Below are 23,745 nucleotides of genomic sequence, written 5' to 3'. Positions count from 1 at the left end.
GGATACAACGCGCTCCCCATTCTTTGCGTCCCACAGGGAAAAGCGGGGATTACTTTTTATGATTGCAAGGCGGTGGACCAGTGATTCAGTTTACCAAGGTGTCCAAAACCTATGATACCGGTACCGACGCCCTCCACAACGTCACTCTGAAGATCGACAAGGGGGAGTTCGTTTTTGTGGTGGGCCATTCCGGCGCGGGTAAAAGCACTCTTATCAAGCTGCTGCTGCGGGAGATCGCCCCCACAAAGGGCATCGTCAAGGTCAACGGCTATAATTTAAGTACCATGAAACGCAGGCAGATCCCCGGTTTTCGCCGGACCATCGGGGTGGTGTTCCAGGACTTCCGCCTGATTCCCACTATGACGGTGTTTGAAAATGTGGCTTTCGCACTGCAGGTGACGGGGGTCTCCAGCAAGTACATACGCCGGCGGGTGCCATATATTCTGGACCTGCTGGGGCTGGCGGGCAAAGCCCGGTGTTATCCTCAGGAGATCAGCGGCGGTGAACAGCAGCGTGTGGCGCTGGCCCGGGCGCTGGTGAACAACCCCTCCCTGATCATCGCCGATGAGCCCACGGGCAACATTGATCCGGAGCTGTCCTATGAGATCGTGGACCTGCTCAATGAAATCAACAAATGCGGCACCACTGTGGTCATGGTCACCCATGCCCAGGAGCTGGTGGAGCAGTTCGACCACCGTGTCATTATGCTGGAAAAGGGCCGTGTGGTGGCGGATTATCCCGCGGGAGGTGGCTATTGATGACCCTGTCCAGCTTCGGCTACCTGCTCAAGGAGGGCGGGCGCAACATCAAGGCCAACCGTCAGATGTCGGTGGCGTCCATCGGTGTGCTGGTGGCCTGTATGCTTCTCATCGGCGCGGCGGTGCTGTTCAGCATGAATGTCAACTCCATCATGGGCTACATTGAAGCCATGAACGAGATGGTGGTATTTGTACAGGATGACGCGGACCAGGCTACCATAGATGCCCTGGGCCAGTCCCTCAAAAGTGACCGCAACATCAGTTCAGTCACCTACACCTCCAAGGAAGACGCCCTGAAAGAGCAGATGAATATCATGGAGGATGCCGCTGATCTGCTGGAGGGCCTTCAGGGGGATGAAAATCCTCTGCCCGCATCCTATTCCATTCAGCTGAAGGATCTGGAGCTGCTGGATGAAACAGTTGCCCGGATCAATAATATGCCGGGAGTGAATTACGCTGTGGCTCCCACCGATGTGGCGGCTACCTTGGTGGATGTGAAAAAAGGCGTCAGCACAGCGGGATTTTTGATCGTGGCCATTCTGGGTATGGTGTCGGTGATCATTGTTTCCAACACCATCAAGGTGACGGTTTTCAATCGCCGCAAAGAGATCAGCATCATGAAATATGTAGGGGCTACAGATACCTTTATCCGCATCCCTTTCCTGGTGGAAGGAATGATCATCGGTCTGGTATCGGCGCTGCTGGCCTTCGGACTGCTGTGGGCAGGATATGATTATGTGCTGCGGTGGCTGGGGGAGACCGGTTCCAGCTGGCTGCAGATGGCATACGCCAATCTGATCCCCTTTGACAGCATCGGGCTGCGGCTGCTGGGAGGCTTTACCGCAGCGGGAGTGAGCTTCGGTGTGCTGGGAAGCCTGTTCTTCCTGGGACGTTATCTGAAAGTGTGAGAAACAAGCGGCGGTCTTCCCATGGACCAAGGACAAAGAAGGTGTTTTCCAATGGGCAAAAAATTCTGGTACAAGCTTTCGGCAGCGGTTGTCTGCTGTGTGATGCTGCTGGCGATGCTGCCTTTGGCGGCAATGGAGGTGCAGGCGGATGATGAGGATACCCTCAAGGACCTGAACTCCCGCTATGAGGAGCTGGAGGCACAACAAACCGAGCTGCAGAACAAGATCGATCAGGCCAAGACGGAAAAGGAAAAGCAGCTGGCCATCAAAGAAAAAACCGCCAGCGAGATTTCCATCCTCAAGGAACAGATCAGCGTTCTCAATCAGAAAATCACCTATCTGGAAACAGAAATCGCCAACCGTGAGGAAGAGATCGCCAACCTCAACAGTGATATTGATGAAAATTATGAGCTGTTCAAGCAGCGGGTCCGCAGTATGTATATGACCGACAATACCACCACCTTGGGTTTGGTATTCGGATCCGATTCTTTCAGCGAATTTCTTACCCGCAGCGAGTATCTCAAGCGGGTGGCGGAGCACGATCAGGCGTTGATCGATCAGCTCAATACCGACAAGGCCAGCGTGGAGGAAGCCAAGAAGGCGCTGGATGCCGACCGGGAGGATCTGGAGGCGTCCCAGACTTCGGTGGAAGCAAAGAAAGCCGAGCTGGATCAGAAGCTGTCCGCCACAGAACAGCAGATCCAGAACATCTCTCAGATGGAGCAGGAATTTTTGGCCAACAAAGAGGCGCTCCAGCAGGAGATGAAAGAGGTCCAGGACGAAATTGACGCCATTTATGCCGCCATGGACAACAGCGGAGATTATGTGGGCGGTTCCTTCTCCTATCCCATTCCCAGCTATCGCAGCATCAGCTCCTATTATGGCTGGCGCTTTGGCGGTACAGATTTCCACACCGGCGTGGACTTCCCGGCTCCTGCCGGAACACCCATTCTGGCCCCCAATGCCGGGGTGGTCAGCTACACCAAGAATACCTATGTCCCCGGCGTCGGCTATGGCCGGTATATGATCGTGGACCATGGCGGCGGTTATACTACCCTTTACGGACACCTCTCCGCTATCGTTGCCCAGCTGGGAGAGCGGGTGAGCAAGGGCGAAACCATCGCCAAGGTGGGAACCACCGGTTGGTCCACCGGCAACCATCTCCATTTTGAGATCCGTGTTGACGGTCAGCATCAGAATCCCCTGAACTATTTGGCTTCATAAATTCGGACCCTGTCCGGGTCCAGCCTATACGGAGGTGCCGATGAACAAAAAAATTTCTCTGGGCGCGGCCATCGCCTATATGGCCCTTGTGGCGGCGGTGGTATTTGCCATCACCAGCATCCGCTCCGCCAATATTTTCAATGATAAACTGAAAAATCTGGACGAGCGGGAAGCTACCTACGATAAGCTTTCCGAGATCGACCGCTATGTCCGGGACAACTATTATGGGGATATCGATGAGGACGCTTTGCTTTCCGGCGCGGCGGCAGGATATATCAGCGGTCTGGGGGATCCCTATGCCCGTTATCTTACCCCCAAGGAATATGAAGCCTATCAGAAAACCGATGATGGTCAGTATGTGGGCATCGGTGTGGTCACCGAGCTGAGTGAGGACGGCTATATCCGTTTGCGTACCGTTTATCCTGATTCTCCCGCCGCCAGTGTGGGCCTTCAGGAAGGGGATATCATCATCAGCGTGGATGGGGAACCGGCCCGGGCGGATAACTATGCGGCCCTCACCGCTGCTTTCAAGGGGGATGTTGGTACCAAGCTGACACTGGTCAAGCGCCAGGACAACAATGAGACCACCCTGGAAATCACCCGCAGCCAGGTGAATACCCCCACCGTTACCAGCCAGAATATTTCCGGGTCAGGCTATATCCGCTTTTCCAATATCACCGCCGCTACAGCGGAACAGCTGGACCGGGCGGTGCGGCAGCTGACCCAGGAAGGTGTCAGCGCCCTGATCTTTGATCTGCGGGGGGTCAGCAGCAGCAACGCGGAATATGTGATGGATATGCTGGAGCTGTTCTGCCCCAAAGGGGACATTGCCTGTAGCAAGGCCAAGGATGGCACTCTTACTTCCTTGGGAGAATCTGATGGCGCTTCCTATGACCTGCCTATGGCGGTGCTGGTGGATGACACCACTGTGGGTACTCCGGAGCTGTTTGCCCTGGTCATTCAGCAAAACAGCAAAGGCAAGGTGGTGGGCCTGACCACTGCCGGACAGGGCAGCATCCAGAAGGATTACAAGCTTATTGACGGCTCCGGTCTGGTGCTGACCACCGCGCTGTATGCTACCACCGATGGCGAGACTTATAATGGTGTCGGCGTAAGCCCTGACTACCGGGTGAAGCTGAATGTGGCGGACAGTGAGCGGGCCAATATTTACGGCGTACAGGAAGTGGACACACAGCTGGGCAAAGCGCTGGAAGTGGTCACTGTTCTGGCCAAGACGGAAAATGCCGTAGCTGGCTCCACGGCAGTAGCGGCTGACTGAGCGGCGCAGAAAGCGCACCCGCGGCTTCAAATCAAAAATAAACACAGGCCCTTTGTTTCAGGATGTTCTGAAAAGAGAAATGCCTTTATCACAGGCTCACAGCCAAGAATGAAAACCTGATCGGTTTTTTATGGCTGGCCATGAAAGTGGTATTTTACTTTCAGAAGCACTTTGTCCTGATACAGGGGGCCTGTTTTTTTAAAACAGAGGGTTTTATTCATAAAGACATTTTTTTCTGCCGGTCGCCATACAATAGGACAAAGAAGCGGCGGAGGAGAAAATGCAGATGGGACAAACATACAAGAACATCCCGGTGTCAAGGAAAAAAACAGTCAAAACACCGGTATTTTCCAGAAATAAAACTTGACAGGGGGGGTGTAGTTTACTATAATAATGTCTACTGGGCAGGTTGCGGCGCAATTTGTCCTATCTAGTCGTATCCCGAAAAAAGCGGGGATCGTTTGGAAAGCCCCGCCGATATGTCGGATGCCCTGGGGTGAAAACCTCCCGGGCGGATCGCTGGAAAGTCTTGCGCGGGGTCACGCGGGACTTTCCTCTTTGCTTATAGCCGCAGAAGGCGAAAAAAACAGAATTTTCTGGGATCGTTTGGCCGGTCCCCCGAATATCAACAGAAAAAAGGAGTGCTTGCATTATGGCACAGGAAACCATTATGATGACTGCCGAGGGTTATGAGAACCTCAAGCAGGAGCTGGAGGAACTGAAAACCGTCAAGCGCAGCCAGATCGCGGATAAGATCAAAACCGCCAGAGGCTTCGGAGATTTGTCCGAGAACAGCGAATATGATGAGGCCAAAAATGAGCAGGCCCAGCTGGAGGCACGCATTCTGCTCATTGAGGAGCAGATGAAGCATATCAAGATCGTGGATCGGGACGCCATCCCCAAGGGAATTGTCTCCATCGGCAGCATCGTCAAGATCCTGGACATCAAATATGATGAGGAGCTGGAGTACCGTCTGGTCAGCAGCGCGGAATCCTCCAGCGATAACGAGATTCCCGCCATCACCGACAAGTCCCCTGTGGGCGAAGCTCTTCTGGGACATAAAGAAGGGGAGACGGTGGAGGTTCATGCCCCCGCCGGCAATTTCAACATCAAGATTCTGGAGATCCGCACCTGAGAGCAGGGGCGCGGCCAGTGAAGAGAAGGATGCGGGCTTTGTTTACCAGGGCTCGCATTTTTCAGGACGAGGAAAGGGCCGGATATCCGGCGTAAGGAGGAAAACAACATGGCAGACGAGAACCTTCAGCTTCAGCAGGAAAACGCTGAGGAGCAGCTTCAGGAACAGCAGCGTATCCGCCGGGAGCGTTTGGCGAAGCTGGTGGCTCAGGGAAAGGACCCCTTTGCAATCACCCGTTTTGACCGCACCGCTTATAACAAAGATATCACCGAAAATTTTGAAGCCTATGAGGGAAAGGTTGTCACTGTGGCCGGCCGTTTGATGAGCTGGCGGGATATGGGCAAGGCAACCTTTATGGACATCCAGGACCCCACCGGCAAGATCCAGCTTTACATCAAGATCAACAACCTGGGTGAAGAAGCTTACGCCGCCATGTCCGATTATGACCTGGGCGATATCCTGGGTGTGGAAGGCGAGGTGTTCCGCACCCGCCGGGGAGAGATTTCCCTGAAGGTGGATAAGCTGACCCTGCTGACCAAGTCCCTGCGGCCGCTGCCGGAGAAGTTCCATGGCCTCAAGGATGTGGACACCCGGTACCGCCAGCGGTATCTGGACCTGATCGTCAATCCGGAAGTCAAGGATGTTTTTGTCAAGCGCAGCCAGGTGATCCGGGAGATCCGCAGCTTTTTGGATAACCGCAACTATCTGGAGGTGGAGACCCCGGTGCTCCACAATCAGGCAGGCGGCGCCGCGGCCCGGCCCTTCATCACCCATCACAACACCCTGGATATCGATATGTATCTGCGCATCGCGCTGGAGCTGCATCTGAAGCGGCTGATTGTGGGCGGCTTTGACCGGGTGTATGAGATCGGCCGTACCTTCCGCAACGAGGGTATGGACACCCGTCACAATCCCGAGTTTACCATGCTGGAGCTGTACGAGGCTTACACCGACATTCACGGCATGATGGACCTGACCGAAGAGCTGGTTCGTACCGTGGCCAAGAAGGTGGCCGGCAGTGCTCAGCTGACCTATGAGGGCGTGGAGCTGGATCTGGACAAGCCCTTTGAGCGCATCACCATGACCGAAGCGGTCAAGCGGTATGCCGGAGTGGACTTTGACCAGATTAAGACCCTGGAAGAGGCCCGTGCGGTAGCCAAGGAGCATCACATCGAGTATGAGGAGCGGCATAAGTGGGGCGAGATCCTCAATCTGTTCTTTGAGGAGTACTGCGAGGACAAGCTGATCCAGCCCACCTTCCTCTGCGGCCATCCCACCGACATTTCTCCTCTGGCCAAGAAGCAGCCGGATGATCCCCGGTATACCCAGCGCTTTGAGCTGTTCATTATTGGCCGGGAATATGCCAACGCCTTCTCTGAGCTGAACGACCCCATCGATCAGCGGGAGCGGTTTGAGGCTCAGGCGGCAGCCAAGGCAGCCGGCGACGATGAGGCCTGTGATGTGGATGAGGATTACCTCACCGCCATGGAATACGGCCTGCCCCCCACGGGCGGCATGGGCATGGGTGTGGACCGGCTGACCATGCTGGTTACCGGCGCTTCCAGCATCCGGGACGTCCTGCTGTTTCCTGCCATGAAGCCGCTGGATAAGTAAAAAGCGGCTTTATCGCAAAAACAAAAAGCGATTTTAAATTGATTTTTTGACACATCCTTTGGGCTTTCCTCAGAGGATGTGTCATGTTTTTTCAAAAAGGGGACGAGCCTGGTAAAAATCAGGCTTCTTCAGCTGCGGAATATCCAGTTCCGACGAAATCTGAGGCGGACAGTTAATATGGAAGCGTCTTTTATGAAATACAAGGCCCTCTGCTGAAACTGCTCTGAAAAAAGGAATAAAGACTGCTTCTCGGCCACAGTCATCATCAGTATACCTTCCTTCCGCCGTAAATTTCCTGTGATACAGCTGATGACGTCTCCTTTTGGGTGACAATCGTCTGATGGAAACGCATAGTTTCAGGTAAAATTTGGATACAGCTGTTTGGGACTGGAAAAAGGTACCTCATCCTTTTGCAAACGGTCACTGTTGCTCCCCAAAAACATTTGGGGGAAGATGTTCTTTCTGATCCTTTTGTTGGTGTAAAAACCAGGTTTTATGCCCTTTGGCCCTCCTTTTGCCTGAAAAAGCCCATGCGTTTGCAGCGGATATGATAAAAATCAGGACCATATTCTGGAAAAATCTTCTTGTACCGGAGAAAACGCTGGTTTTTTGCAGATAACTCTTTCATTTTCTCCATGCAGATGGTATAATAATCTGTGCATATAAAGTTTGAGGAAAAGCCTCTTAAACAGGCAGAGCGTTGGGATTTTCCGGCGGACAAGCTTGCCGATTTTCAACAAGATTTTACCATACCATCTTTCCATCCATCATATATAAAGGAAAATCTGATAACAAAATTTCATGGATTGGACCGGAGTAACCTGCCCCGGACAGAACATGAAATCTTTTTGTGTGTTTTTAGAATATTCCCTGTCCCTTTTGGGACCCTTGTGATTGTAAAGAGAGAGAATGTAAGGAGAGTACCGTTTTGAATAAATTTTTTGTCACCGGAGGAAATACCCTGCGGGGTACTGTGGAGATCGGCGGCATGAAGAACGCCGCTGTAGCCATTATCCCTGCCACTATTCTGGCCCAGGGAGTTTGTGTGCTGGAAAATATTCCGAATGTAAGCGATGTGACGCTGCTTCTTCAGATGCTCACCGAGATGGGCGCCCGGGTGCGGATGCTGGGCAAAAAGACGGTGGAGATCGACACCAGCTATCTCTGCGACCCGGTGGTTCCTTATGATCTGGCGCGGAATATGCGGGCCAGCTATTACTTTCTGGGTTCCCTCCTGGGACGGTGCGGCCAGGCCAGTGTTTCCATGCCCGGCGGCTGCAATTTTGGGGTCCGCCCCATTGACCAGCACATCAAAGGCTTTGAGGCCATGGGCGCTCAGGTAGAGATTGAAAACGGTATGATCAACGCCAAAGCCGACCAGCTTCGGGGGGCTCATATCTATTTCGATAAGGTTTCGGTAGGGGCTACGATGAATATCATGCTGGCCGCTACCCGGGCAAAGGGTTTGACCATCCTGGAAAATGTGGCCAAGGAGCCTCATATCGTGGACCTGGCCAACTTCCTCAACTCCATTGGCGCTGATGTCCGGGGCGCTGGTACCGATGTCATCAAGATCCGGGGTGTGGATGTGATGCATGGCGCTTCCTACACCATCATTCCCGATCAGATCGAGGCAGGCACCTATATGGCTGCCGCTGTGGCCACCGGCGGGGATGTGCGGGTGGAAAACGTGATTCCCAAGCATATGGAGCCCATCACTGCCAAGCTTCGCAGCGCCGGAGCGGAAATTGAGGAAGGGGACGACTGGCTGCGGGTCCGCCGCACCGGTCCGCTCAAACGCATCAATGTCAAGACCATGCCCCATCCCGGTTTTCCCACCGACATGCAGCCTCAGATGGCCGCCATGCTCACCATGGCCGACGGAGTGAGCATCATCACCGAAGGCGTATGGGACAACCGCTTCAAGTATATTGACGAGCTGATCCGCCTGGGCGCCAATATCACCGTGGATGGCAAGGTGGCGGTGATCGAGGGAGTGCGGGAGCTGACCGCCGCTCCTGTCCGCTGCACCGACCTGCGGGGAGGCGCGGCTATGATCATCGCCGGATTGCTGGCCACCGGCACCACCGAGATCGAGGAAATCATTCACATTGAGAGAGGTTATGAGGACGTGGTGGAGAAGTTCACCGCTCTGGGCGCGGATATCCGCCGGGTAACGCTGCCGGACGCGCCCCTGTCCAAAGCGCTGTAAGCAAATCCCTGCCGGGGTCTGTTCTGTTGGGACAGGCCCCCTTTGTTTTTATTTTATCGTCATCAGGAGGAAACACCATTGATCCATGTTTGTCCCCTTTTCAGCGGCAGCAGCGGCAACAGCACTTATATCGGAACCAAAGAGGCCGGGGTGCTCATCGATGCCGGACGCTCCTGCAAAAGCATTCTTTCGGCCCTGGACCAGTGCGGGATCGATCCCTCCGCCGTCAAGGCCATCCTGATCACCCATGATCACAACGACCATATCAGCGGCCTGCGGGTGCTGGCAAAACGGCTGCGTGCGCCGGTGTACGCCTCGGAAGAGACACTGTGCGGTATTCTTCGGGCGGGCTGCGCCGAAAAGGATACCCAGCTGATGGAGCTGTCCGGCCCCAGCGATATCGCCGGTATGGGGGTCATCCCCTTTGACACCCCCCATGATGTGGCTCATTCTCAGGGCTTTCGCCTGGAGGCAGGGGAGCGGACGGTTGGCTTTGCCACCGACCTGGGCCGGGTAACGCCTGAGATCTGGGAAGGACTGTATGGAGCGGACCTGGTGTTTTTGGAGGCCAACTACGATGAAGCCATGCTGGCGGTTTCCTCCTATCCTTATTATCTGAAAACCCGCATCCGTTCCGACAGGGGACATCTATCCAATACCGACAGCGCTCAGTGCATCCGCCGTCTGGCCCTCAGCGGTACGGGGCGGTTTATTCTGGGACATTTGAGCAAGGAAAACAATACCCCGGACCTGGCGGGGCAAACAGTGCGTCAGGTACTGGTGGAAAGCGGTCTGGAAGAGGGACGGGATTTTCTCCTGCAGGTGGCCCGGCGCCTGGAGCCCAGCCAGCCGGTTTGTTTTTGAAAAAGCCCTTTTTTCGGCAGCGTTCCCACAGCAGCGGCATATGGTGATGGTGTGTTCTTTCAGCATACGCTGCAATTGAGCTGTCCCGGACATTTTATGATGAGACCAGAGGGCCAATGGATACATAGGAGTGTGAAAACAGATGTCTTTGTTTCAGTGCAGCTTTTATTCCCACAGCTTGCGGACCATCACCAAGGTCAATGTCTGCCTGCCGGAATATTCCAGCGGGCAGGTGGCGGCCATGACCCTGGAGGAGTGCTATGCCCCCAGAAAGCCGTTTCCGGTGCTTTATCTTCTCCATGGTATGAATGGGGATGAAACCGTCTGGCTGCGGCGGACCAATGTGGAGCGCTATGCCGGTCATCTGGGGATGGCGCTGGTGCTGCCTTATGGGGAAAACAATTATTACACAGACAATGCTCATGGCCTGAAGTGGTTCACCTACCTCACACAGGAGCTTCCCCTTTTTGTGCGGGCTCATTTTCCTGTTTCCACCCGCCGGCAGGATACCTTCATCGCGGGACTGTCCATGGGCGGTTATGGCGCTTGCAAGGCTGCTCTCCGGTGCCCGGAACAGTATGCGGCTTTTGCCTCCTTGTCCGGGGCGCTGGATGTGGAGACCATTGCCAGGGAATATAATGTCAACTCCTATTGGGAAGGGCTGGGGGACTGCATCTTCCATACCGGCCAGCCCATCGGCGGCAGCGAAGAGGACGTCTACGCTCTCACCCGCCGCCTGTCCGCTTCCGGCGTCCGCCGTCCGCCCGCCTATCTCTGCTGCGGTACCGAGGACGAGGAATGTATGCCCATGAGCCGCAAGCTTCTGGAAGTGATGGAGGAGTGCGGTTATCCTCACACCTGGGAGGAAGGTCCGGGAGCCCATGAGTGGGATTTCTGGGAAACCTACATCCGGCGGGCTCTGGATTTCTTTGTGTCGCTGCCGCAAGAGGATCGTTAAGGAGGGGAAAGGATGCTCACCGTCAATCTCATCGCCGTGGGCAAGCTGAAGGAGGATTGGCTCCGCCGGGGCCTGGAGGAATACCGGAAGCGTCTGGAGGGATACTGCCGGTTCCGGGTGACGGAGATTGAGGAGTATCGCCTGCCGGAATCTCCTTCTCCAGCCCAGATCGCCAAGGGCTTGGAGGAGGAGGGCAAACGCATTTTGCAAAAAACAGGGAAAGGTCCTCTAATCGCCTTGTGCGTAGAGGGCAAGGAACTGTCGTCCCCCCAGTTTGCCCGGTATCTGGAGCAGATACAGCAGACTGCCAGCGAAGTGGATCTGGTCATTGGCGGCAGCTTTGGTCTGTGGGACGGTGTGAAGGAGAAGGCTGCCCTGCGTCTGTCCGTTTCTCCCATGACCTTCCCCCATCAGCTGTTTCGGGTGATGCTGGCGGAGCAGCTGTACCGGGCCTTTTCCATCAGCGCCGGAGGCCGGTATCACAAGTAAAAATGCCCCTCTTCTTTCCGCCCGGAAAATGCGCTGCCGTGGGAGACAAGACAACAAAAAACGCTTCAGCCCTCTGTGGGCCAAAGCGCTTTGCTGTGTGCCGCATATTCCGACGAAAAAATCAATTGGGAATATAGCTGTCGATGATCTCCCGTACCTGTTCCTCATTGTCGATCATCAGCAGGATGGTGTAGTCCCCACGCTGATAGATGGTACCGTTTTCCGCGATGGAATAGGCATTGTAGATGTCATAATTCTGGAACAGGCTCATCCGGGAAAGCTTGATGGTTTGCAGGGCCTCCCGCACCTCATCTTCCTGACCGGAACGGGGACGCATGATGATGACATCAGCGATACCGAAGCGGCCGTCGGTATATTTGCCGTAAAGGCTGGTGTAAATTTCCGGATCAATGCCAAAGTCGCTTTCCAGCCGTTCCGGGGTAGCGTCCTGAACGCCCATGATGGAAACGTTGAAGTAGATGTCGGTGATGGCCTGCTCCGGTCCCTGAGGGTCTTCGGATACCGATTGCTCCTCGCCGATGATCTCCGGCAGGTGATAGGTGGCATCAAATCCCTGGAGAGCGAAAATGATGGTCACGATGATAATGGCCAGAATGAGAATAAAACGCTGCAAATAAGTCCCTCCCGAAAAAACAGGGGGCAAAGATACGCCGCCCTGGAATCAGTCTGTGTTTTGATTGTACCGTACAATCGGAGGGGTGTCAAGAAAGGCGGGATTTTGTTCCCGATTTGTTCAGAATTGGCCCCTCTGTCACAAGACGGAGGTAAGGGACGGCAAAGAAGGAGAAAGAACCTCTCCGGCGTTTTCAAAAGACGGAAAGTATGATACAATAGGCCAAAAGGAAAACGGTTTGTTTTCCTGGCATTTGAAGAAGTTCATGGGAGAAGGGGATGCTCCAAAGGCGCCCTTTGAAAAACCACTGTCCAGGCTGGGGGAGATCAGGCAGACTGAAAGAGTTTTGCCATCCCCGCAGGCCGTTTTGACCCCTCAGGGTGTTCCGGCGGCTGTCCGGTTTCTGCCTTGGGCCGGGATGGAGGATTTGATTTTTTAAATAAAGAACTTTTTCATCAGGGGAGAAAAACGTTTTCTTTCTCTTTGGACAAGATAAAACGGAGGAACAACAGACATGAATGACATTCTCTTTTGGTACTGGGTTTTAATGGGCGTGCTGCTGCTGGTTGTATTGGTGGTGATTTTCCGTTCAGTGCGCCGCAGCAAGTTTTCTTCCCGCACGAAAAAAGAGGTGGCCGGCCTGCTGCGCAAGCATGGGCTGCTGCGCCAGTGGAAGGTGTATCATGATGTTTCGGTGGGCGGAGACTGTCCGGTGGATCATCTGGTGATCGGTCCCTTCGGAATCATCATTGCCTGCGACCTGTACCGTAAGGGCAGCTATTACGGAGATCTGGACAAGGAGGAATGGCTGCTGGCGGAGGGCAATGAAGAAGAGACTGCTCAGAAGAGCCGGATCGTCAGCCCCCTTTATCAGGCCAGAAAGGCGGAGGCCCGGGTGCGGGAGCTGCTGGGTAAAAACCGCATCTATAATACTCCCATTGATGTTTTCGTGCCCCTTACCCAGGATCAGCCTACCTTTATCACCGGCGGCAGCGGCATCCTGCTGCGGCGCAAGGAGCTGAAGGATACCCTGGACCGGGTGCGGTATGACAAAGACAACGGTGTGGATATGGAGGCAGTGGCCAAGGCGCTGGGACTGCCGGAAAAATCCTGAGAACGGCTGTCCGACAGGCTCTGACAGGACTGAATCAGGGGAAATACCGGAAAGGGCGGAAACAGGAAGGAAAATTTTGTTTTTCGATACATTCCGGCTCCGGTATTTCCGGGGTTCTTTCATCCTTTGAGTAAAATGCTGCTGTCAAGCGGGAAGGAACAGGAAGATGATGACCGAAGAGGACCGTTTTCTGGCAATACTCAAACAGGGAGCCCAGGCGGAAGGAATTCCTGCCTGGGGCGTCTGCGCCTTGGAGGCGCTGTCGGTGCGGCTGCCCTGCCGCGCTCTTCGCCTGCTACCTCAAACAGGTTCGGTTCTTCCGCTGGCGCTGCCCTATTATACCGGTGAAGCTTCCCGGACCAATCTGGCACGGTATGCCTGGTGTGACGACTATCATCAGGTAGCAGGAGCCATGCTGGAACGGCTGCTTCAGCCTCTGCGGCAGGCCTTTCCCCAGGCGGTCCTGCTGGGATTTACCGACAGTTCCCCCATCCCCGAGGTGGAGGCGGCGGTGAGGGCGGGCCTTGGCTTTCGGGGTAAAAACGGCCAGCTGATCATACCGGGGATTGGGTCCCGAGTTTTCGTCTGTGAGATCGTCACTGACCTTCCCCTTTCCCCTTATGAGGGTCCGCCCCGGGGAGATTGCGGCAGCTGCCGCAGATGTCTGGAGGCCTGTCCCACCGGCGCGCTGTCGCAGACAGAGTTCCAAAAGAGCCGGTGCCGCTCCCAGATCACCCAAAAGAAGGGTGTCCTCACCCCCTGGGAACAGCAGCAGGTGCGGGAAGGGGGACTGGCCTGGGGCTGCGATATCTGCACCGCCGTCTGTCCCTGGAACAAGAGCAGTCCTCTTACTCCTATTTTGGGACTGCGGGAGAACATTGAACCTTTTCTCACCCGTGAAAAGCTGGAACGGCTGCTGCCGGAAAAAAGCTACGGCTGGCGGGGCGCCGGGGTGCTGGAGCGGAACCTGGAGCTGCTGGAAGACCCCGGCCCGGAAGAAACCGCCATGGAAGGGCCGGACGGCCTGATTCATTGCTGACAACGGCGAAAATCGTGATTTTATGATGGAGATGATTTGGTTTGGAGATACTGCGACGGGAACAATACCGGGAATATGAGGATTTTGTTTCCAACCATCCCCGGGGAGAGTTTACCCAGTCCATCCATTGGCCGGAAGTAAAAAACAACTGGCGCTTTGAAGTGGTGGTGTCCCGGGACGAGGAAGGGAAGATCGTGGGCAGCTGCGGTGTTCTCATCCAGAAGATGCCCTTTTTCGGCACCTGCTTTATGTACGCCCCCAGAGGTCCGGTTTGTGACCTCCACGACCGGAAGGTGCTGGAGGATCTGAAAGCCGGTATCGATGCGCTGGCTAAAACCTATAATGCCCATACCTTCAAGATGGACCCGGATGTTCCCGCCGATGATCAGGAGTTTCTTAAAACCATGGAGGAGATGGGTTTCCATCGCTTCTACGGTCCCGAGGGCTTTGAAACGGTTCAGGCCCGGTTCAACTACCGCCTGCCCCTGGAGGGACGCACCGAGGAGCAGCTTTTGGCGGGGCTGACACAGAAGGCCCGCTACAATGTCCGCTACGCCGCAAAGCATGGTGTTACCATCCGGGTAGGGGATAAGAAGGACCTGGATGAGTTTATGCGCATCTATCAGGTGACCGGTGAACGGGACGGCTTCAATACCCGGCCCAAAGCCTACTTTGAACGGATGCTGGACGCTCTGGGCTGCCATGTGCGGCTGTATCTGGGAGAGGTGGAAGGCAAGGTGGTCTCCGGCGCCATCACCACCAATTACGCCGGAAAATGCTGCTATGTTTACGGCGCTTCCGACAACGCCTATCGCCAGCTGATGCCCAACTATCTGATGCAGTGGGAAATGATCTGCTGGGCGGTGGAAACCGGCTGCACCGTTTACGATTTTCAGGGTATCAGCGGGGATCTGGAAAATGAAAAGGGCCATATGTATGGTCTCTATCGCTTCAAACGGGGCTTTGGAGGCAGGGTGGATGAACTGGCAGGAGAATTTGATTACCATTATCGTCCGCTGATCAATATGATGGTCAACGGTGCCATCCGCTGCAATGAGTTTTTGCGGACCTTGCGGCGAAAACTGCGTGCTCCTCACAAACAGGGGGAGAGGAATGGAGATAAAAGATGAACGATCAGGTACAGCCCCTTATTTTTCGGGGAAAGGCAGATTGGACCTTTTATCTGGAGCTGACGGTTTCTCTGGCGGTGACTGCCTGGGGAATATGGTCCTTCGTTGCCCATCGTAATATCCTGATGCTGCTGGTGGGGGCAGCCTGCGCACTGGTAGACGCTGTGGGGCTTGCCCAGCTGTGGCGTACCCGCTATGTGCTGGAGGAGGAGGGAATGCAGCTGCAAAGCGGTATTTCCCGTCTGTATGTGTCTTACAGCTCCATCACCGATCTGGACGCGGTGAGGGAGGCCAAGGTGACCGGCTATGTGCCGCTGGCTATGGGCCGGCATCGGCTTTATGTGATCTTCGCCGAAGGGGATAAAACCTATCGCCTGGAGCTGTCTCCCGATGACAGGGAAGGTTTTCAGGAGGCGCTTCGCCAACGGGTGGAGCAGGGAGCACTGTAAACGGATGGAAGGGGGAAGGGAAGATGATGGAACCGGGAAAGGATACTCCGCTGCGTCAGGCGCTGGAAGAGATCAACCGGGAGGGCCGGGCACGGTTTTATATGCCGGGACACAAAGGTCATCTCCCCTGGCCGCTTACCGAGGCGGCCCCCTATGACATCACCGAGATCCAGGGGGCGGACAGTCTCTTTGAATGCGACGGTCCCCTCAGACAGCTGGAGGACCGGATGGCTTTGTGCTATGGGGCGGGAGCCTCGCTGCTGTCGGCGGGGGGGAGTACCCTGTGCATCCAGGCGATGCTCTTCCTTGCCCGGCGCCGGGGGCGTACCATCATTGCCGCCAGAACACTGCACCGTTCCGCTGTGGCGATGATGGGTCTGCTGGGGCTGGACCCGGTATGGGTCAGCTGTCCCGCGGCCTCCCGGGAGGAGGAAGGGATTGTGGGCATCTGCCTGCCTCCCAGCCCTCAGTCGGTGGAGGCGGCCCTCCGGGAGCATCGGGACGCGGCGGCGGTATACATCACCAGCCCTGACTATTTCGGCCAGATGGCGGATATCGCGGCCATTGCCGAGATCTGTCACCGGTATGGTACACTTCTGCTGGTGGACAACGCCCACGGTGCTCATCTCAATCTCTTCCGGGCCGCCATGCATCCCATGCAGCTGGGGGCGGACCTCTGCGCAGATTCCCTCCATAAAAATCTTCCCGCTCTCACCGGCGCTGCCGCCCTTCATATGGCGGACCCGGATATGCGGGAAGAGGCCCTGTATGCCATGAGCCTCTTCGGCAGTTCCAGCCCCAGTTATCTCATCATGCTGTCGGCGGATATGGCGCTGGAACAGATGGAAGGGGGCGGCGTGGAAGGGATGACCCGGTTGGCCCAGTGGGTCCACGAGCAGAAGGGTCGGGCCGCCCGCCGGGGCTATCAGATCGTTCGTACCTTCCTGTGCGATCCCATTCGTCTGACAGTGGGCTTTGCTTCCATGGGCTGCACCGCCAGGCAGTTTGGGGAATGGATCAGACTGCGGGGGGTGGAGCCGGAGTATATCGGGGAAACGGTGGGGGTGTTTATGCCCTCTCCCTCCAACAGCGATGAGGAACTGCGGCGCCTGGAGCTGGCGCTGGAGGAAATGCCTCTGCGCCGTCCCTCCCTGGTGTGTCCTCCGGAGCCGTATGTTTTGCCCCGGCAGTTTTTGTCCATCAGCGAGGCCATGGCCCGGCCCCATGTGGTGCTGCCTTTGGAGCAGTGCCAGGGACGGGTTGCAGCCAAGCTGGTAAGTTTTTGCCCGCCGGGAATGCCGCTGCTGGTTCCTGGGGAAGAAATCACCGCCCAGGCCATAAATACTTTAAAAACTTGTGGCATCCGACAGGTTTCTGTGGTAAAATAAAAACAAAAGCCCGGGTATTTCCGCTCTTCGGTTCCCCTGGGGATGCTGAACAGCGGGAGCGCCCCTTTGCCAAGAAAGGACGGGTGATCTATGATGATGAAACTGATTTTGGCCATCGTTTCCAACGATGACAGCTCAAAGGTCTCCAGCGCGCTGACCAAGCAGCGCTTTTCTGTGACCAGACTGGCCACTACCGGCGGTTTTCTCATGTCCGGCAACACCACGCTGCTGGTGGGTACCGAGGCTGAGAAGGTGGATACCGCCATCGAGATCATTGCGGAGAACAGCAAGAAACGCACCAAGATGGTGCCTTCCACCGCTTCCTTTGGAGCGGGGATGTACGCCGGCACTCCTGTGGAGGTAGCCATCGGCGGCGCAACCATTTTTGTGCTGGATGTGGAGCAGTTCAAAAAAGTCTGACCCGTAACGGGCAGCCAGCAAAGCGGGAGACGGCGTCCGCGGCAAGGCGGCCGCCGTTTTCTGCGATACGGGAGGTTTGCAGGTGGCACAGTGGACGCAGCGGGAACTGCTGGAGGCGCAGATGCCTCCGGCTTTGGCCCAGATGGTGGACAGCGGAAGGCTGGTCCACGCCCTCTGCCTGGAGGGAGATCCCCAGGACCGTCGGCTGACGGCTCTGGCCCACGCTCTGGCGGGAGCGGTGCTTTGCCGCCGCCAGCAGGGGCGGATGTGCGGGGAGTGCCTGGACTGCCGCAAGGTGCTGGAAGGGGTCCACAGCGATCTGTTTGTGGGAGGCGGAACCGCCGCGGCTTATAAAAAGGAAGCCATACGGCAGCTGCGCCAGCAGGCATGGCAGAGCCCCAGCGAGGGCCGCGGAAAGGTTTTTATCCTTCCAAACGCCCAGCTGATCAGTGTGGAGTGTCAGAACCTGCTGCTCAAACTCATTGAGGAGCCCCCGGAGGAAACGCTGTTTTTGCTGCTGTGCCCCAACCGGTATCAGCTGCTGCCCACCATTCTCTCCCGGGTAGTGACGGTGGCGCTGCCCCCGCTGGATACCCAGCAGTGTGCCCAGCAGCTGCGGCAGCTGGCTCCGGGACTGAGGGAGGAGGAGTACCGTCAGGCGGCCCTGCTGTCAGGGGGAAGCCCCGGCAGGGGACTGTGCCTGCTGACCGACGAAGGGGAGAAAAAACAGGGACAAGCTCTGTGGCAGCTGCTGGACGCCATGGCCGCGGGAGACGGATACCGTCTGATGGTGCTGATGGCGCCCTGGGAAAAGGACCGGGCGGCCTACAGCAGCCTGCTGGTTTCCCTGTCCCGTCTGCTGGGCAGCAGAGAGGTTGGCGAGGAGAAGAATATTTCATTGCCCCGGGCCATAGCTTTGCGGCAATGGGTGGATCAGACCTGGGAGCGCAATGAGGCAAACGGCAATACAGCTCTGCTGTCGGCGGCGCTGGCGGAACGGCTTCGCCGCTGAGGGAGCTTTGCGATATCACCAAGGGCGGCATGCCGCCGGGGAAGGGAACGTGATTCATGGCTGAGATCATAGGCGTCCGCTTCAAGGAAGTGGGCAAGATTTATTATTTTGATCCCAATGGGGAGAATCTGCCGCTGGGAACTCCGGTGGTGGTGGAGACCAGCAGAGGAGTGGAGTGCGGCACTGTGGCCATCCGCAACCGTCAGATGCCGGAGGATGATATTGTCAAACCGCTGAAAAAGATCATCCGTGCCGCCACAGCGGAGGATCTGCGCCATATTGAAGAAAACAAAGCCAAAGAAAAGAAGGCTTTCCGCATCGGGCTGGAAAAAATCGCAGCCAACAAGCTGGATATGAAGCTGGTGGATGTGGAATATACCTTTGATAACAGCAAGATCCTTTTTTACTTTACTGCTGACGGCCGGGTGGATTTCCGGGAGCTGGTAAAGGATTTGGCGTCGGTATTCCGCACCCGGATCGAGCTGCGGCAGATCGGCGTCCGGGATGAGGCCAAGATGCTGGGCGGATTGGGGATTTGCGGGCGTCCTTTCTGCTGCTCTTCCTTTTTGGGAGAGTTTCAGCCTGTATCCATCAAAATGGCCAAGGAGCAGGGGCTTTCTCTCAATCCCACCAAAATTTCCGGTACCTGCGGACGGCTGATGTGCTGCCTGAAATATGAGCAGGAAGCTTATGAAGATCTTCTGCGCACCACCCCAAAGGTGGGCACACCGGTGCAGACCCCTGATGGTAAGGGAACAGTGACCGAGGTAAGCCTTCTGACAGGAATGCTCAAGGTGCATCTGGACAAGGACCCGGATGGTTCTGTGGAAGTTTATAACAAGGAAGATTGCCGCAGCCTCCGGGAGAACCGTCCCAAGGAGCAGCGCCCCGGCAAAAAGCAGGAAACAAGCCCTTCCAAGCAGCAAAAGGAAGGAAAAGAGCCTAAAGAGCATCGGGAAACCAAGGCAGGCAAAAAGCAGAAGCCCCATTCTTCTGAAGAAGGACAAGACCCCGCTGAGGAAAAAGGGGACAAAGCTGAATAAAAAAATAGTTGCATTTTCCGGACAATGTGGTACAATGTGATTGAAAAATTAATGGAGGTGTTTTACCAATGGCTCATGTAATTAGCAATGAGTGCATCAGCTGCGGTACCTGCGAGGGCGAGTGCCCCGTCGGCGCTATTTCTCAGGGCGACGGCAAGTACGAGATCAATGCTGATACCTGCATCGATTGCGGCGCTTGCGCTGGTGCGTGCCCCGTGGGTGCGATCTCTGAGGGCTGATTTCCTCGTTGATTCAGACAAAAATGGGCGGCGGACTGTAAGGTCCGCCGCCTTTTCTGTTCCCGATATTTTTCCGCCGCTTTTTCCCAAGTCATCCTGACTGCCGGAAGTGGGAGTGATGGAACAAGGTCCTTCGGTTGCACTGATGAAACCGGAGGACCTTGTTCTTTCGTTTCTTGCGCGCAGTTATTTGGCTGGAGGATATTCCCCGCATAGCAAACGGTAAGGCGGTTCATCCTCCTCAATGGTGGGAAAGCGGCCTACAGGTTCCCAAAAACGATTATCGGTGTTGTCATCGTTGCACTGGCTTACTTCCCCCAGCAGGACTGGTCCGCTCCCGGCTTCTACCGTGAAATCATGATACAGTCCGGGAAAGATGGTGATGCTTTCACCGGGGGTCAGCCGGATCTGGCTGCCGGCAGGCACTGTCCGGCGGACGCCGTCCACGCTGACGCTCACAGGAGTTTCCCGGTCCAGTTCCTCGTCCGGTGTGGACAGATACACCCGAATCAGTACATTGCCGCCGCTGCGGTTGATGATGTCCTCCATTTTTCTCCAGTGAAAATGCATGGGGGAATATTGGCTCTGACGAAGATACAAAAGCTTTTCCGCATAGGTTTTGGGATAGCGCTCCGGTTGGGCGGCGTTGCCGTTGCGCAGGGTGATGAGGGCGAATCCCACCTGGTCAAACTTTCCCAGACCATAGTCGGTGATATCCCAGCCCAGCATATTGTCCCGGATCTCATCATATTCCGCCCCGGCGCAGGCCCACTGCTCCGGTGTGAGATGACAAAAAGGAGGAAGATGAACGCCGGAGCGTTTTACCATGGCTTCCATTTCCCGGATGACATCGTTGATTTCGCTGCGTTTCATGTTTCATTTCCTTTCCCTTTTATTTTCAGATCAAAACAAAAGGAAGCCGGTTTTCTGGGGCCGGCTTCCTTTTTCATAGACGATCAAACAGGCTCCCAGGATCGCTCACAGCCGCAATTGCTCAGCAAGAGGTCAGCAAGTGGCGCCGCCCACCAAATGCACCTGAGCGGTGAGATTTTCTTCCTTGCGGGAAAGAAGTTCATCACTGAGCAGCTGTTTCTGCACGTTTTCAAAGCCCAGCCGCGCCACGGTATCCGCAAAACGCTCGCCGGTGATGCCCTGCTCCCGGAACAGGAGAATGGCCTTTTCCACAATGGCCAGAACCTCCTCCCGGCTGGTGAATACCGGGTCCAGAGGACGGCCCTGAGCTACCTTCTTGCCCCAGCGTCCGCCGATATAGACACGGTAGCCATAGGTGGACTGATCCACTACATGGAAGGGGCACTTCTCAACACAGCGTCCGCAATGGTTGCAGCTATCCTCAGGAATGACGATTTTGCCGTTTTCCATCCGTGCCGCTTTGATGGGGCAAGCCTGCTCCACCTGGCAAACCTTGCAGCCTTTGCACTGATCCAGCTGGACCTGGGGTACCCGCTGTCCCACAATGCCCAAGTCATTCAGATCCGGCTTGACGCAGTTGTTGGGGCATCCTCCCACAGCGATCTTGAACTTATGGGGAAGCTTGACGTTGTTGTAACCCACGAAGAACCGCTCGTGGATCTCCTCCGACAGCTGGAAGGTATCAATAAGACCATACTGACAGGTGGTACCCTTACAGGCCACTACGGGACGCACCTTGGAGCCGGTTCCGCCGGTGCTCAGCCCATGCTCCGCCAGGAAATCCCGCATAGGCTGGATGTTGTTGTAGGGTACGCCCTGGATCTCCATGGTCAGACGGGTGGTCATGGTCACCTCTCCGGAGCCGAAACGCTCCGCCGCCTCGGCAATGGCTTTGTGTTCCTCTGCGGTGATCTTGCCGTTTCGGGTGATGATCCGTCCATTGAAACGGTCACGGGTGCGTTTGTCAAAGAGGAAGCCCAGAGCTTTCACCTCGGCGATCTGAGCAGGTGTAACGGAAGGTCCGCAGCCGCAGGACTTCACCTCGTTGAAAACCAGGCCGCCCTCCAGCACCCGGGTATTGGTGTAGCCATAATATTTCAGGCGGTTCTGGAGGAAATAAGCCTGTTTGCCCCGGTTGCACACCAGCAGCAAGGGCTCATCCTTGGGATGGCCCTCCAGCGGACCGTTAACGGTGGTGGGCAGGATATAGTCGGCCCCGGGAATAGATGGAACACGGGCCGCGTCCAGAATGGTATATCCGGCTGCTTCACCCGCGGCATACTGGGCGGGGGTGAAGGTCTCAAAAGCGCCGGAAAGCTTGTTTTGCAGGATATACACCGCCTGCACAAAGGGATGGATAGCGGTGGAGAAGGGAGGTGCGTAGGCATAATCCAAATTTTCAAAATCCTCCAGCACCGCTCCCATGGAAATGCCGGTAACGGCGATGTCCACCATCTTGTCCACAGCGCCGCCGCCCAGCACCTGGATGCCCAGCAGCTTTCGGCTGGCACGGTCTGCGATGAGCTTGGTGATGAAGATGGAGGAGCCGGGATAATAATGAGCTTTGTCATCAGTAACAGCGAGCACCGTCTCCACATCATAACCGGCGGAGCGGGCAGCCGCTTCACTCAAGCCGGTACGTCCCGCGTTCAGACCGGGGAGTTTCACCACGCCGGTGCCCAGTACACCGGGATAGCGCTTGGATTCTCCGGTGAGAATCTGAGCCAGGGTGCGGCCCTCATAGTTGGCGGAGGAGCCCATGGCGGACCACTGAGGCTTGCCGGTGATCCGGTTGTTGACCATGGCACAGTCGCCCGCGGCGTAGACATCCGGCAGGTTGGTCCGCAGATGCTCGTCCACTACAATAGTGCCCTTGAACATTTCCAGACCGCTGTCATTCAGGAAAGCGGTGTTGGGCCGGATGCCGATGGACAGCACCACCAGATCGGCGGAAAGAGTGCCCTGACCGGTCTTGACGGCATCCACTCGGCCCTGTCCCAGAATCGCCTCCAGAGGAGTACCGGTGAGGATGCGAATACCGTTTTTCTCCAGGTGGCGGCGGACATATTCCGCCATTTCCGGATCAAAGACATTGGGAAGGATCTGATCAGCCAGATCCACCACTGTTACCGTCAGGCACTGGGCCTTGAGGTTCTCAGCCATCTCCAGGCCGATAAAGCCTCCACCCACTACCACCGCGCGGCGGCAGCCGTTGGCTTTGGCGTGTTCCCGCAGAGCAATGGCGTCATCAGGCGTACGAACCTTGAATACGCCGTCCAGCTGCGCGCCGGGAATGGGAGGAAGGATGGGGGAAGCGCCGGTGGCAATAATACAGGCGTCGTAGGAAAAAATCTCCTCCTTGCCGCTGGAAAGATCCCGCACAGTGACGGTTTTGGCCTTGCTGTCCAGATGGGTCGCTTCCCGTCCTGTCAGGACATTGACACCGGTAAGTCCGGCAAACTTTTGAGGAGTGTTGACGATCAGATCTTCTCTGGTAGGGATCAGGCCGCCCACATAGTAGGGCAAGCCGCATCCAGCATAAGAAATATCCGGATCTTTGGCGATAAGGGTGACGTCCAGGCTTCGGTCCTGACGTTTGAGTTTGGCAGCGGCTTTGGTACCGGCAGCCACGCCTCCGATGACCAGAATCTTCATAAAAAACCTCCTTTGATTCATCAGCAGTTTAAATAAACACGTCGTTCAAAGCAAAATTCTGTATTGATACCGGCCCATCCATCAGAAAAGGAGCAGTTTTTCCCTGGAATGGGGACAGATTTTCCGTCCCGCAGTGTCAGAAGAAAGAAAAAAGAAATGCCGTCTTGTGGCGTGGAGTGTAAAGAAAGGAGCACTACAGCCATTTGACAGCAGCCCACTGAGGGCAGATACCGCAAAATCAAGATGTT

The 23,745-nt window shown here is 55.9% G+C and carries 22 protein-coding genes; 19 read left to right on the top strand and 3 right to left on the bottom strand.

Annotated elements, in window-relative coordinates:
• The first annotated feature begins 80 nt into the window (after nucleotides 1-80).
• The 10 genes from ftsE to rlmH all read left to right on the top strand — a co-directional run bounded on the left by ftsE (nucleotide 81) and on the right by rlmH (nucleotide 11,441).
• On the top strand, nucleotides 81-758 hold the full coding sequence (gene ftsE, locus BQ5383_RS03745) for a cell division ATP-binding protein FtsE (protein ID WP_071429393.1): 678 nt from the start codon (nucleotides 81-83) through the stop codon (nucleotides 756-758).
• On the top strand, nucleotides 758-1,666 hold the full coding sequence (gene ftsX, locus BQ5383_RS03740; protein ID WP_071429392.1) for a permease-like cell division protein FtsX: 909 nt from the start codon (nucleotides 758-760) through the stop codon (nucleotides 1,664-1,666). Before ftsE ends, ftsX begins: the two co-directional genes overlap by 1 nt.
• Before the next feature lie 51 nt (nucleotides 1,667-1,717).
• On the top strand, nucleotides 1,718-2,890 hold the full coding sequence (locus tag BQ5383_RS03735) for a murein hydrolase activator EnvC family protein (RefSeq protein WP_071429391.1): 1,173 nt from the start codon (nucleotides 1,718-1,720) through the stop codon (nucleotides 2,888-2,890).
• A gap of 40 nt (nucleotides 2,891-2,930) precedes the next feature.
• Entirely contained in the window at nucleotides 2,931-4,169 is a 1,239-nt protein-coding gene (locus BQ5383_RS03730) for a S41 family peptidase (RefSeq protein ID WP_071429390.1), read from the top strand.
• A 652-nt stretch (nucleotides 4,170-4,821) separates the two neighbouring features.
• On the top strand, nucleotides 4,822-5,304 hold the full coding sequence (gene greA / locus BQ5383_RS03725) for a transcription elongation factor GreA (RefSeq protein ID WP_071429389.1): 483 nt from the start codon (nucleotides 4,822-4,824) through the stop codon (nucleotides 5,302-5,304).
• Between the two features lie 108 nt (nucleotides 5,305-5,412).
• Entirely contained in the window at nucleotides 5,413-6,918 is a 1,506-nt protein-coding gene (gene lysS, locus BQ5383_RS03720) for a lysine--tRNA ligase (protein ID WP_071429388.1), read from the top strand.
• A 928-nt stretch (nucleotides 6,919-7,846) separates the two neighbouring features.
• Nucleotides 7,847-9,130 (top strand): UDP-N-acetylglucosamine 1-carboxyvinyltransferase, encoded by a 1,284-nt coding sequence (locus tag BQ5383_RS03710; RefSeq protein WP_071429386.1) that lies wholly within the window; start codon nucleotides 7,847-7,849, stop codon nucleotides 9,128-9,130.
• Between the two features lie 78 nt (nucleotides 9,131-9,208).
• A complete protein-coding gene (locus tag BQ5383_RS03705; protein ID WP_071429385.1) occupies nucleotides 9,209-9,994 on the top strand; it encodes an MBL fold metallo-hydrolase in 786 nt (261 codons plus the stop codon).
• A gap of 142 nt (nucleotides 9,995-10,136) precedes the next feature.
• Nucleotides 10,137-10,952 carry an alpha/beta hydrolase gene (locus BQ5383_RS03700; RefSeq protein ID WP_071429384.1) on the top strand — a complete coding sequence of 272 codons (816 nt, stop codon included), beginning with the start codon at nucleotides 10,137-10,139 and terminating at the stop codon, nucleotides 10,950-10,952.
• A gap of 12 nt (nucleotides 10,953-10,964) precedes the next feature.
• Nucleotides 10,965-11,441 (top strand): 23S rRNA (pseudouridine(1915)-N(3))-methyltransferase RlmH, encoded by a 477-nt coding sequence (gene rlmH / locus BQ5383_RS03695; protein ID WP_071429383.1) that lies wholly within the window; start codon nucleotides 10,965-10,967, stop codon nucleotides 11,439-11,441.
• 121 nt (nucleotides 11,442-11,562) lie between these two features.
• Here the strand turns inward: rlmH and BQ5383_RS03690 are convergent, their stop codons facing one another.
• Nucleotides 11,563-12,075 (bottom strand): DUF4358 domain-containing protein, encoded by a 513-nt coding sequence (locus BQ5383_RS03690; protein ID WP_071429382.1) that lies wholly within the window; start codon nucleotides 12,073-12,075, stop codon nucleotides 11,563-11,565.
• 514 nt (nucleotides 12,076-12,589) lie between these two features.
• Between BQ5383_RS03690 and BQ5383_RS03680 the strand changes: the two genes are divergently transcribed.
• From BQ5383_RS03680 to BQ5383_RS03640, 9 genes are all read left to right on the top strand, one after another.
• Nucleotides 12,590-13,189 carry a nuclease-related domain-containing protein gene (locus BQ5383_RS03680; protein ID WP_071429380.1) on the top strand — a complete coding sequence of 200 codons (600 nt, stop codon included), beginning with the start codon at nucleotides 12,590-12,592 and terminating at the stop codon, nucleotides 13,187-13,189.
• A gap of 166 nt (nucleotides 13,190-13,355) precedes the next feature.
• Nucleotides 13,356-14,228, top strand: coding sequence for an epoxyqueuosine reductase (locus tag BQ5383_RS03675; protein WP_071429379.1), 873 nt, complete (start codon nucleotides 13,356-13,358; stop codon nucleotides 14,226-14,228).
• 41 nt (nucleotides 14,229-14,269) lie between these two features.
• Nucleotides 14,270-15,358 carry a lipid II:glycine glycyltransferase FemX gene (locus tag BQ5383_RS03670; RefSeq protein WP_071429378.1) on the top strand — a complete coding sequence of 363 codons (1,089 nt, stop codon included), beginning with the start codon at nucleotides 14,270-14,272 and terminating at the stop codon, nucleotides 15,356-15,358.
• A complete protein-coding gene (locus tag BQ5383_RS03665; RefSeq protein WP_071429377.1) occupies nucleotides 15,355-15,807 on the top strand; it encodes a PH domain-containing protein in 453 nt (150 codons plus the stop codon). Before BQ5383_RS03670 ends, BQ5383_RS03665 begins: the two co-directional genes overlap by 4 nt.
• Nucleotides 15,808-15,830: 23 nt before the next feature.
• Complete coding sequence (locus BQ5383_RS03660) at nucleotides 15,831-17,195, top strand: Orn/Lys/Arg family decarboxylase (RefSeq protein WP_083389808.1); 1,365 nt, start codon at nucleotides 15,831-15,833, stop codon at nucleotides 17,193-17,195.
• Between the two features lie 96 nt (nucleotides 17,196-17,291).
• Nucleotides 17,292-17,615, top strand: a complete 324-nt coding sequence (locus BQ5383_RS03655; RefSeq protein ID WP_071429965.1) for a cyclic-di-AMP receptor — start codon at nucleotides 17,292-17,294, stop codon at nucleotides 17,613-17,615.
• Between the two features lie 82 nt (nucleotides 17,616-17,697).
• Complete coding sequence (locus tag BQ5383_RS03650) at nucleotides 17,698-18,627, top strand: DNA polymerase III subunit (protein WP_071429376.1); 930 nt, start codon at nucleotides 17,698-17,700, stop codon at nucleotides 18,625-18,627.
• A gap of 56 nt (nucleotides 18,628-18,683) precedes the next feature.
• A complete protein-coding gene (locus BQ5383_RS03645) occupies nucleotides 18,684-19,670 on the top strand; it encodes a PSP1 domain-containing protein (protein WP_071429375.1) in 987 nt (328 codons plus the stop codon).
• Nucleotides 19,671-19,738: 68 nt separating this feature from the next.
• Nucleotides 19,739-19,909, top strand: a complete 171-nt coding sequence (locus BQ5383_RS03640; RefSeq protein WP_071429374.1) for a DUF362 domain-containing protein — start codon at nucleotides 19,739-19,741, stop codon at nucleotides 19,907-19,909.
• Between the two features lie 186 nt (nucleotides 19,910-20,095).
• On the opposite strand, the gene BQ5383_RS03635 is transcribed toward BQ5383_RS03640, so the two are convergent.
• Both BQ5383_RS03635 and BQ5383_RS03630 read right to left on the bottom strand, forming a co-directional pair.
• A complete protein-coding gene (locus tag BQ5383_RS03635; RefSeq protein WP_071429373.1) occupies nucleotides 20,096-20,782 on the bottom strand; it encodes a D-lyxose/D-mannose family sugar isomerase in 687 nt (228 codons plus the stop codon).
• 132 nt (nucleotides 20,783-20,914) lie between these two features.
• On the bottom strand, nucleotides 20,915-23,497 hold the full coding sequence (locus tag BQ5383_RS03630) for an FAD-dependent oxidoreductase (protein WP_071429372.1): 2,583 nt from the start codon (nucleotides 23,495-23,497) through the stop codon (nucleotides 20,915-20,917).
• Nucleotides 23,498-23,745 lie beyond the last annotated feature (248 nt).

Source organism: Angelakisella massiliensis (assembly GCF_900104675.1).
Taxonomy (GTDB): domain Bacteria; phylum Bacillota; class Clostridia; order Oscillospirales; family Ruminococcaceae; genus Angelakisella; species Angelakisella massiliensis.
Note: the sequence above shows the minus strand (reverse complement) of the source record. Positions and strands in the feature narration are given on the sequence as shown.

What these genes read in the sequence shown, in the direction of transcription:
- ftsX (WP_071429392.1), top strand. Translation starts at nt 758, where the DNA reads ATGACCCTGTCCAGCTTCGGCTACCTGCTCAAGGAGGGCGGGCGCAAC.
- BQ5383_RS03735 (WP_071429391.1), top strand. Translation starts at nt 1,718, where the DNA reads ATGGGCAAAAAATTCTGGTACAAGCTTTCGGCAGCGGTTGTCTGCTGT.
- BQ5383_RS03730 (WP_071429390.1), top strand. Translation starts at nt 2,931, where the DNA reads ATGAACAAAAAAATTTCTCTGGGCGCGGCCATCGCCTATATGGCCCTT.
- greA (WP_071429389.1), top strand. Translation starts at nt 4,822, where the DNA reads ATGGCACAGGAAACCATTATGATGACTGCCGAGGGTTATGAGAACCTC.
- lysS (WP_071429388.1), top strand. Translation starts at nt 5,413, where the DNA reads ATGGCAGACGAGAACCTTCAGCTTCAGCAGGAAAACGCTGAGGAGCAG.
- BQ5383_RS03700 (WP_071429384.1), top strand. Translation starts at nt 10,137, where the DNA reads ATGTCTTTGTTTCAGTGCAGCTTTTATTCCCACAGCTTGCGGACCATC.
- rlmH (WP_071429383.1), top strand. Translation starts at nt 10,965, where the DNA reads ATGCTCACCGTCAATCTCATCGCCGTGGGCAAGCTGAAGGAGGATTGG.
- BQ5383_RS03680 (WP_071429380.1), top strand. Translation starts at nt 12,590, where the DNA reads ATGAATGACATTCTCTTTTGGTACTGGGTTTTAATGGGCGTGCTGCTG.
- BQ5383_RS03675 (WP_071429379.1), top strand. Translation starts at nt 13,356, where the DNA reads ATGATGACCGAAGAGGACCGTTTTCTGGCAATACTCAAACAGGGAGCC.
- BQ5383_RS03665 (WP_071429377.1), top strand. Translation starts at nt 15,355, where the DNA reads ATGAACGATCAGGTACAGCCCCTTATTTTTCGGGGAAAGGCAGATTGG.
- BQ5383_RS03660 (WP_083389808.1), top strand. Translation starts at nt 15,831, where the DNA reads ATGATGGAACCGGGAAAGGATACTCCGCTGCGTCAGGCGCTGGAAGAG.
- BQ5383_RS03655 (WP_071429965.1), top strand. Translation starts at nt 17,292, where the DNA reads ATGAAACTGATTTTGGCCATCGTTTCCAACGATGACAGCTCAAAGGTC.
- BQ5383_RS03645 (WP_071429375.1), top strand. Translation starts at nt 18,684, where the DNA reads ATGGCTGAGATCATAGGCGTCCGCTTCAAGGAAGTGGGCAAGATTTAT.
- BQ5383_RS03640 (WP_071429374.1), top strand. Translation starts at nt 19,739, where the DNA reads ATGGCTCATGTAATTAGCAATGAGTGCATCAGCTGCGGTACCTGCGAG.
- BQ5383_RS03635 (WP_071429373.1), bottom strand. Translation starts at nt 20,782, where the DNA reads ATGAAACGCAGCGAAATCAACGATGTCATCCGGGAAATGGAAGCCATG.
- BQ5383_RS03630 (WP_071429372.1), bottom strand. Translation starts at nt 23,497, where the DNA reads ATGAAGATTCTGGTCATCGGAGGCGTGGCTGCCGGTACCAAAGCCGCT.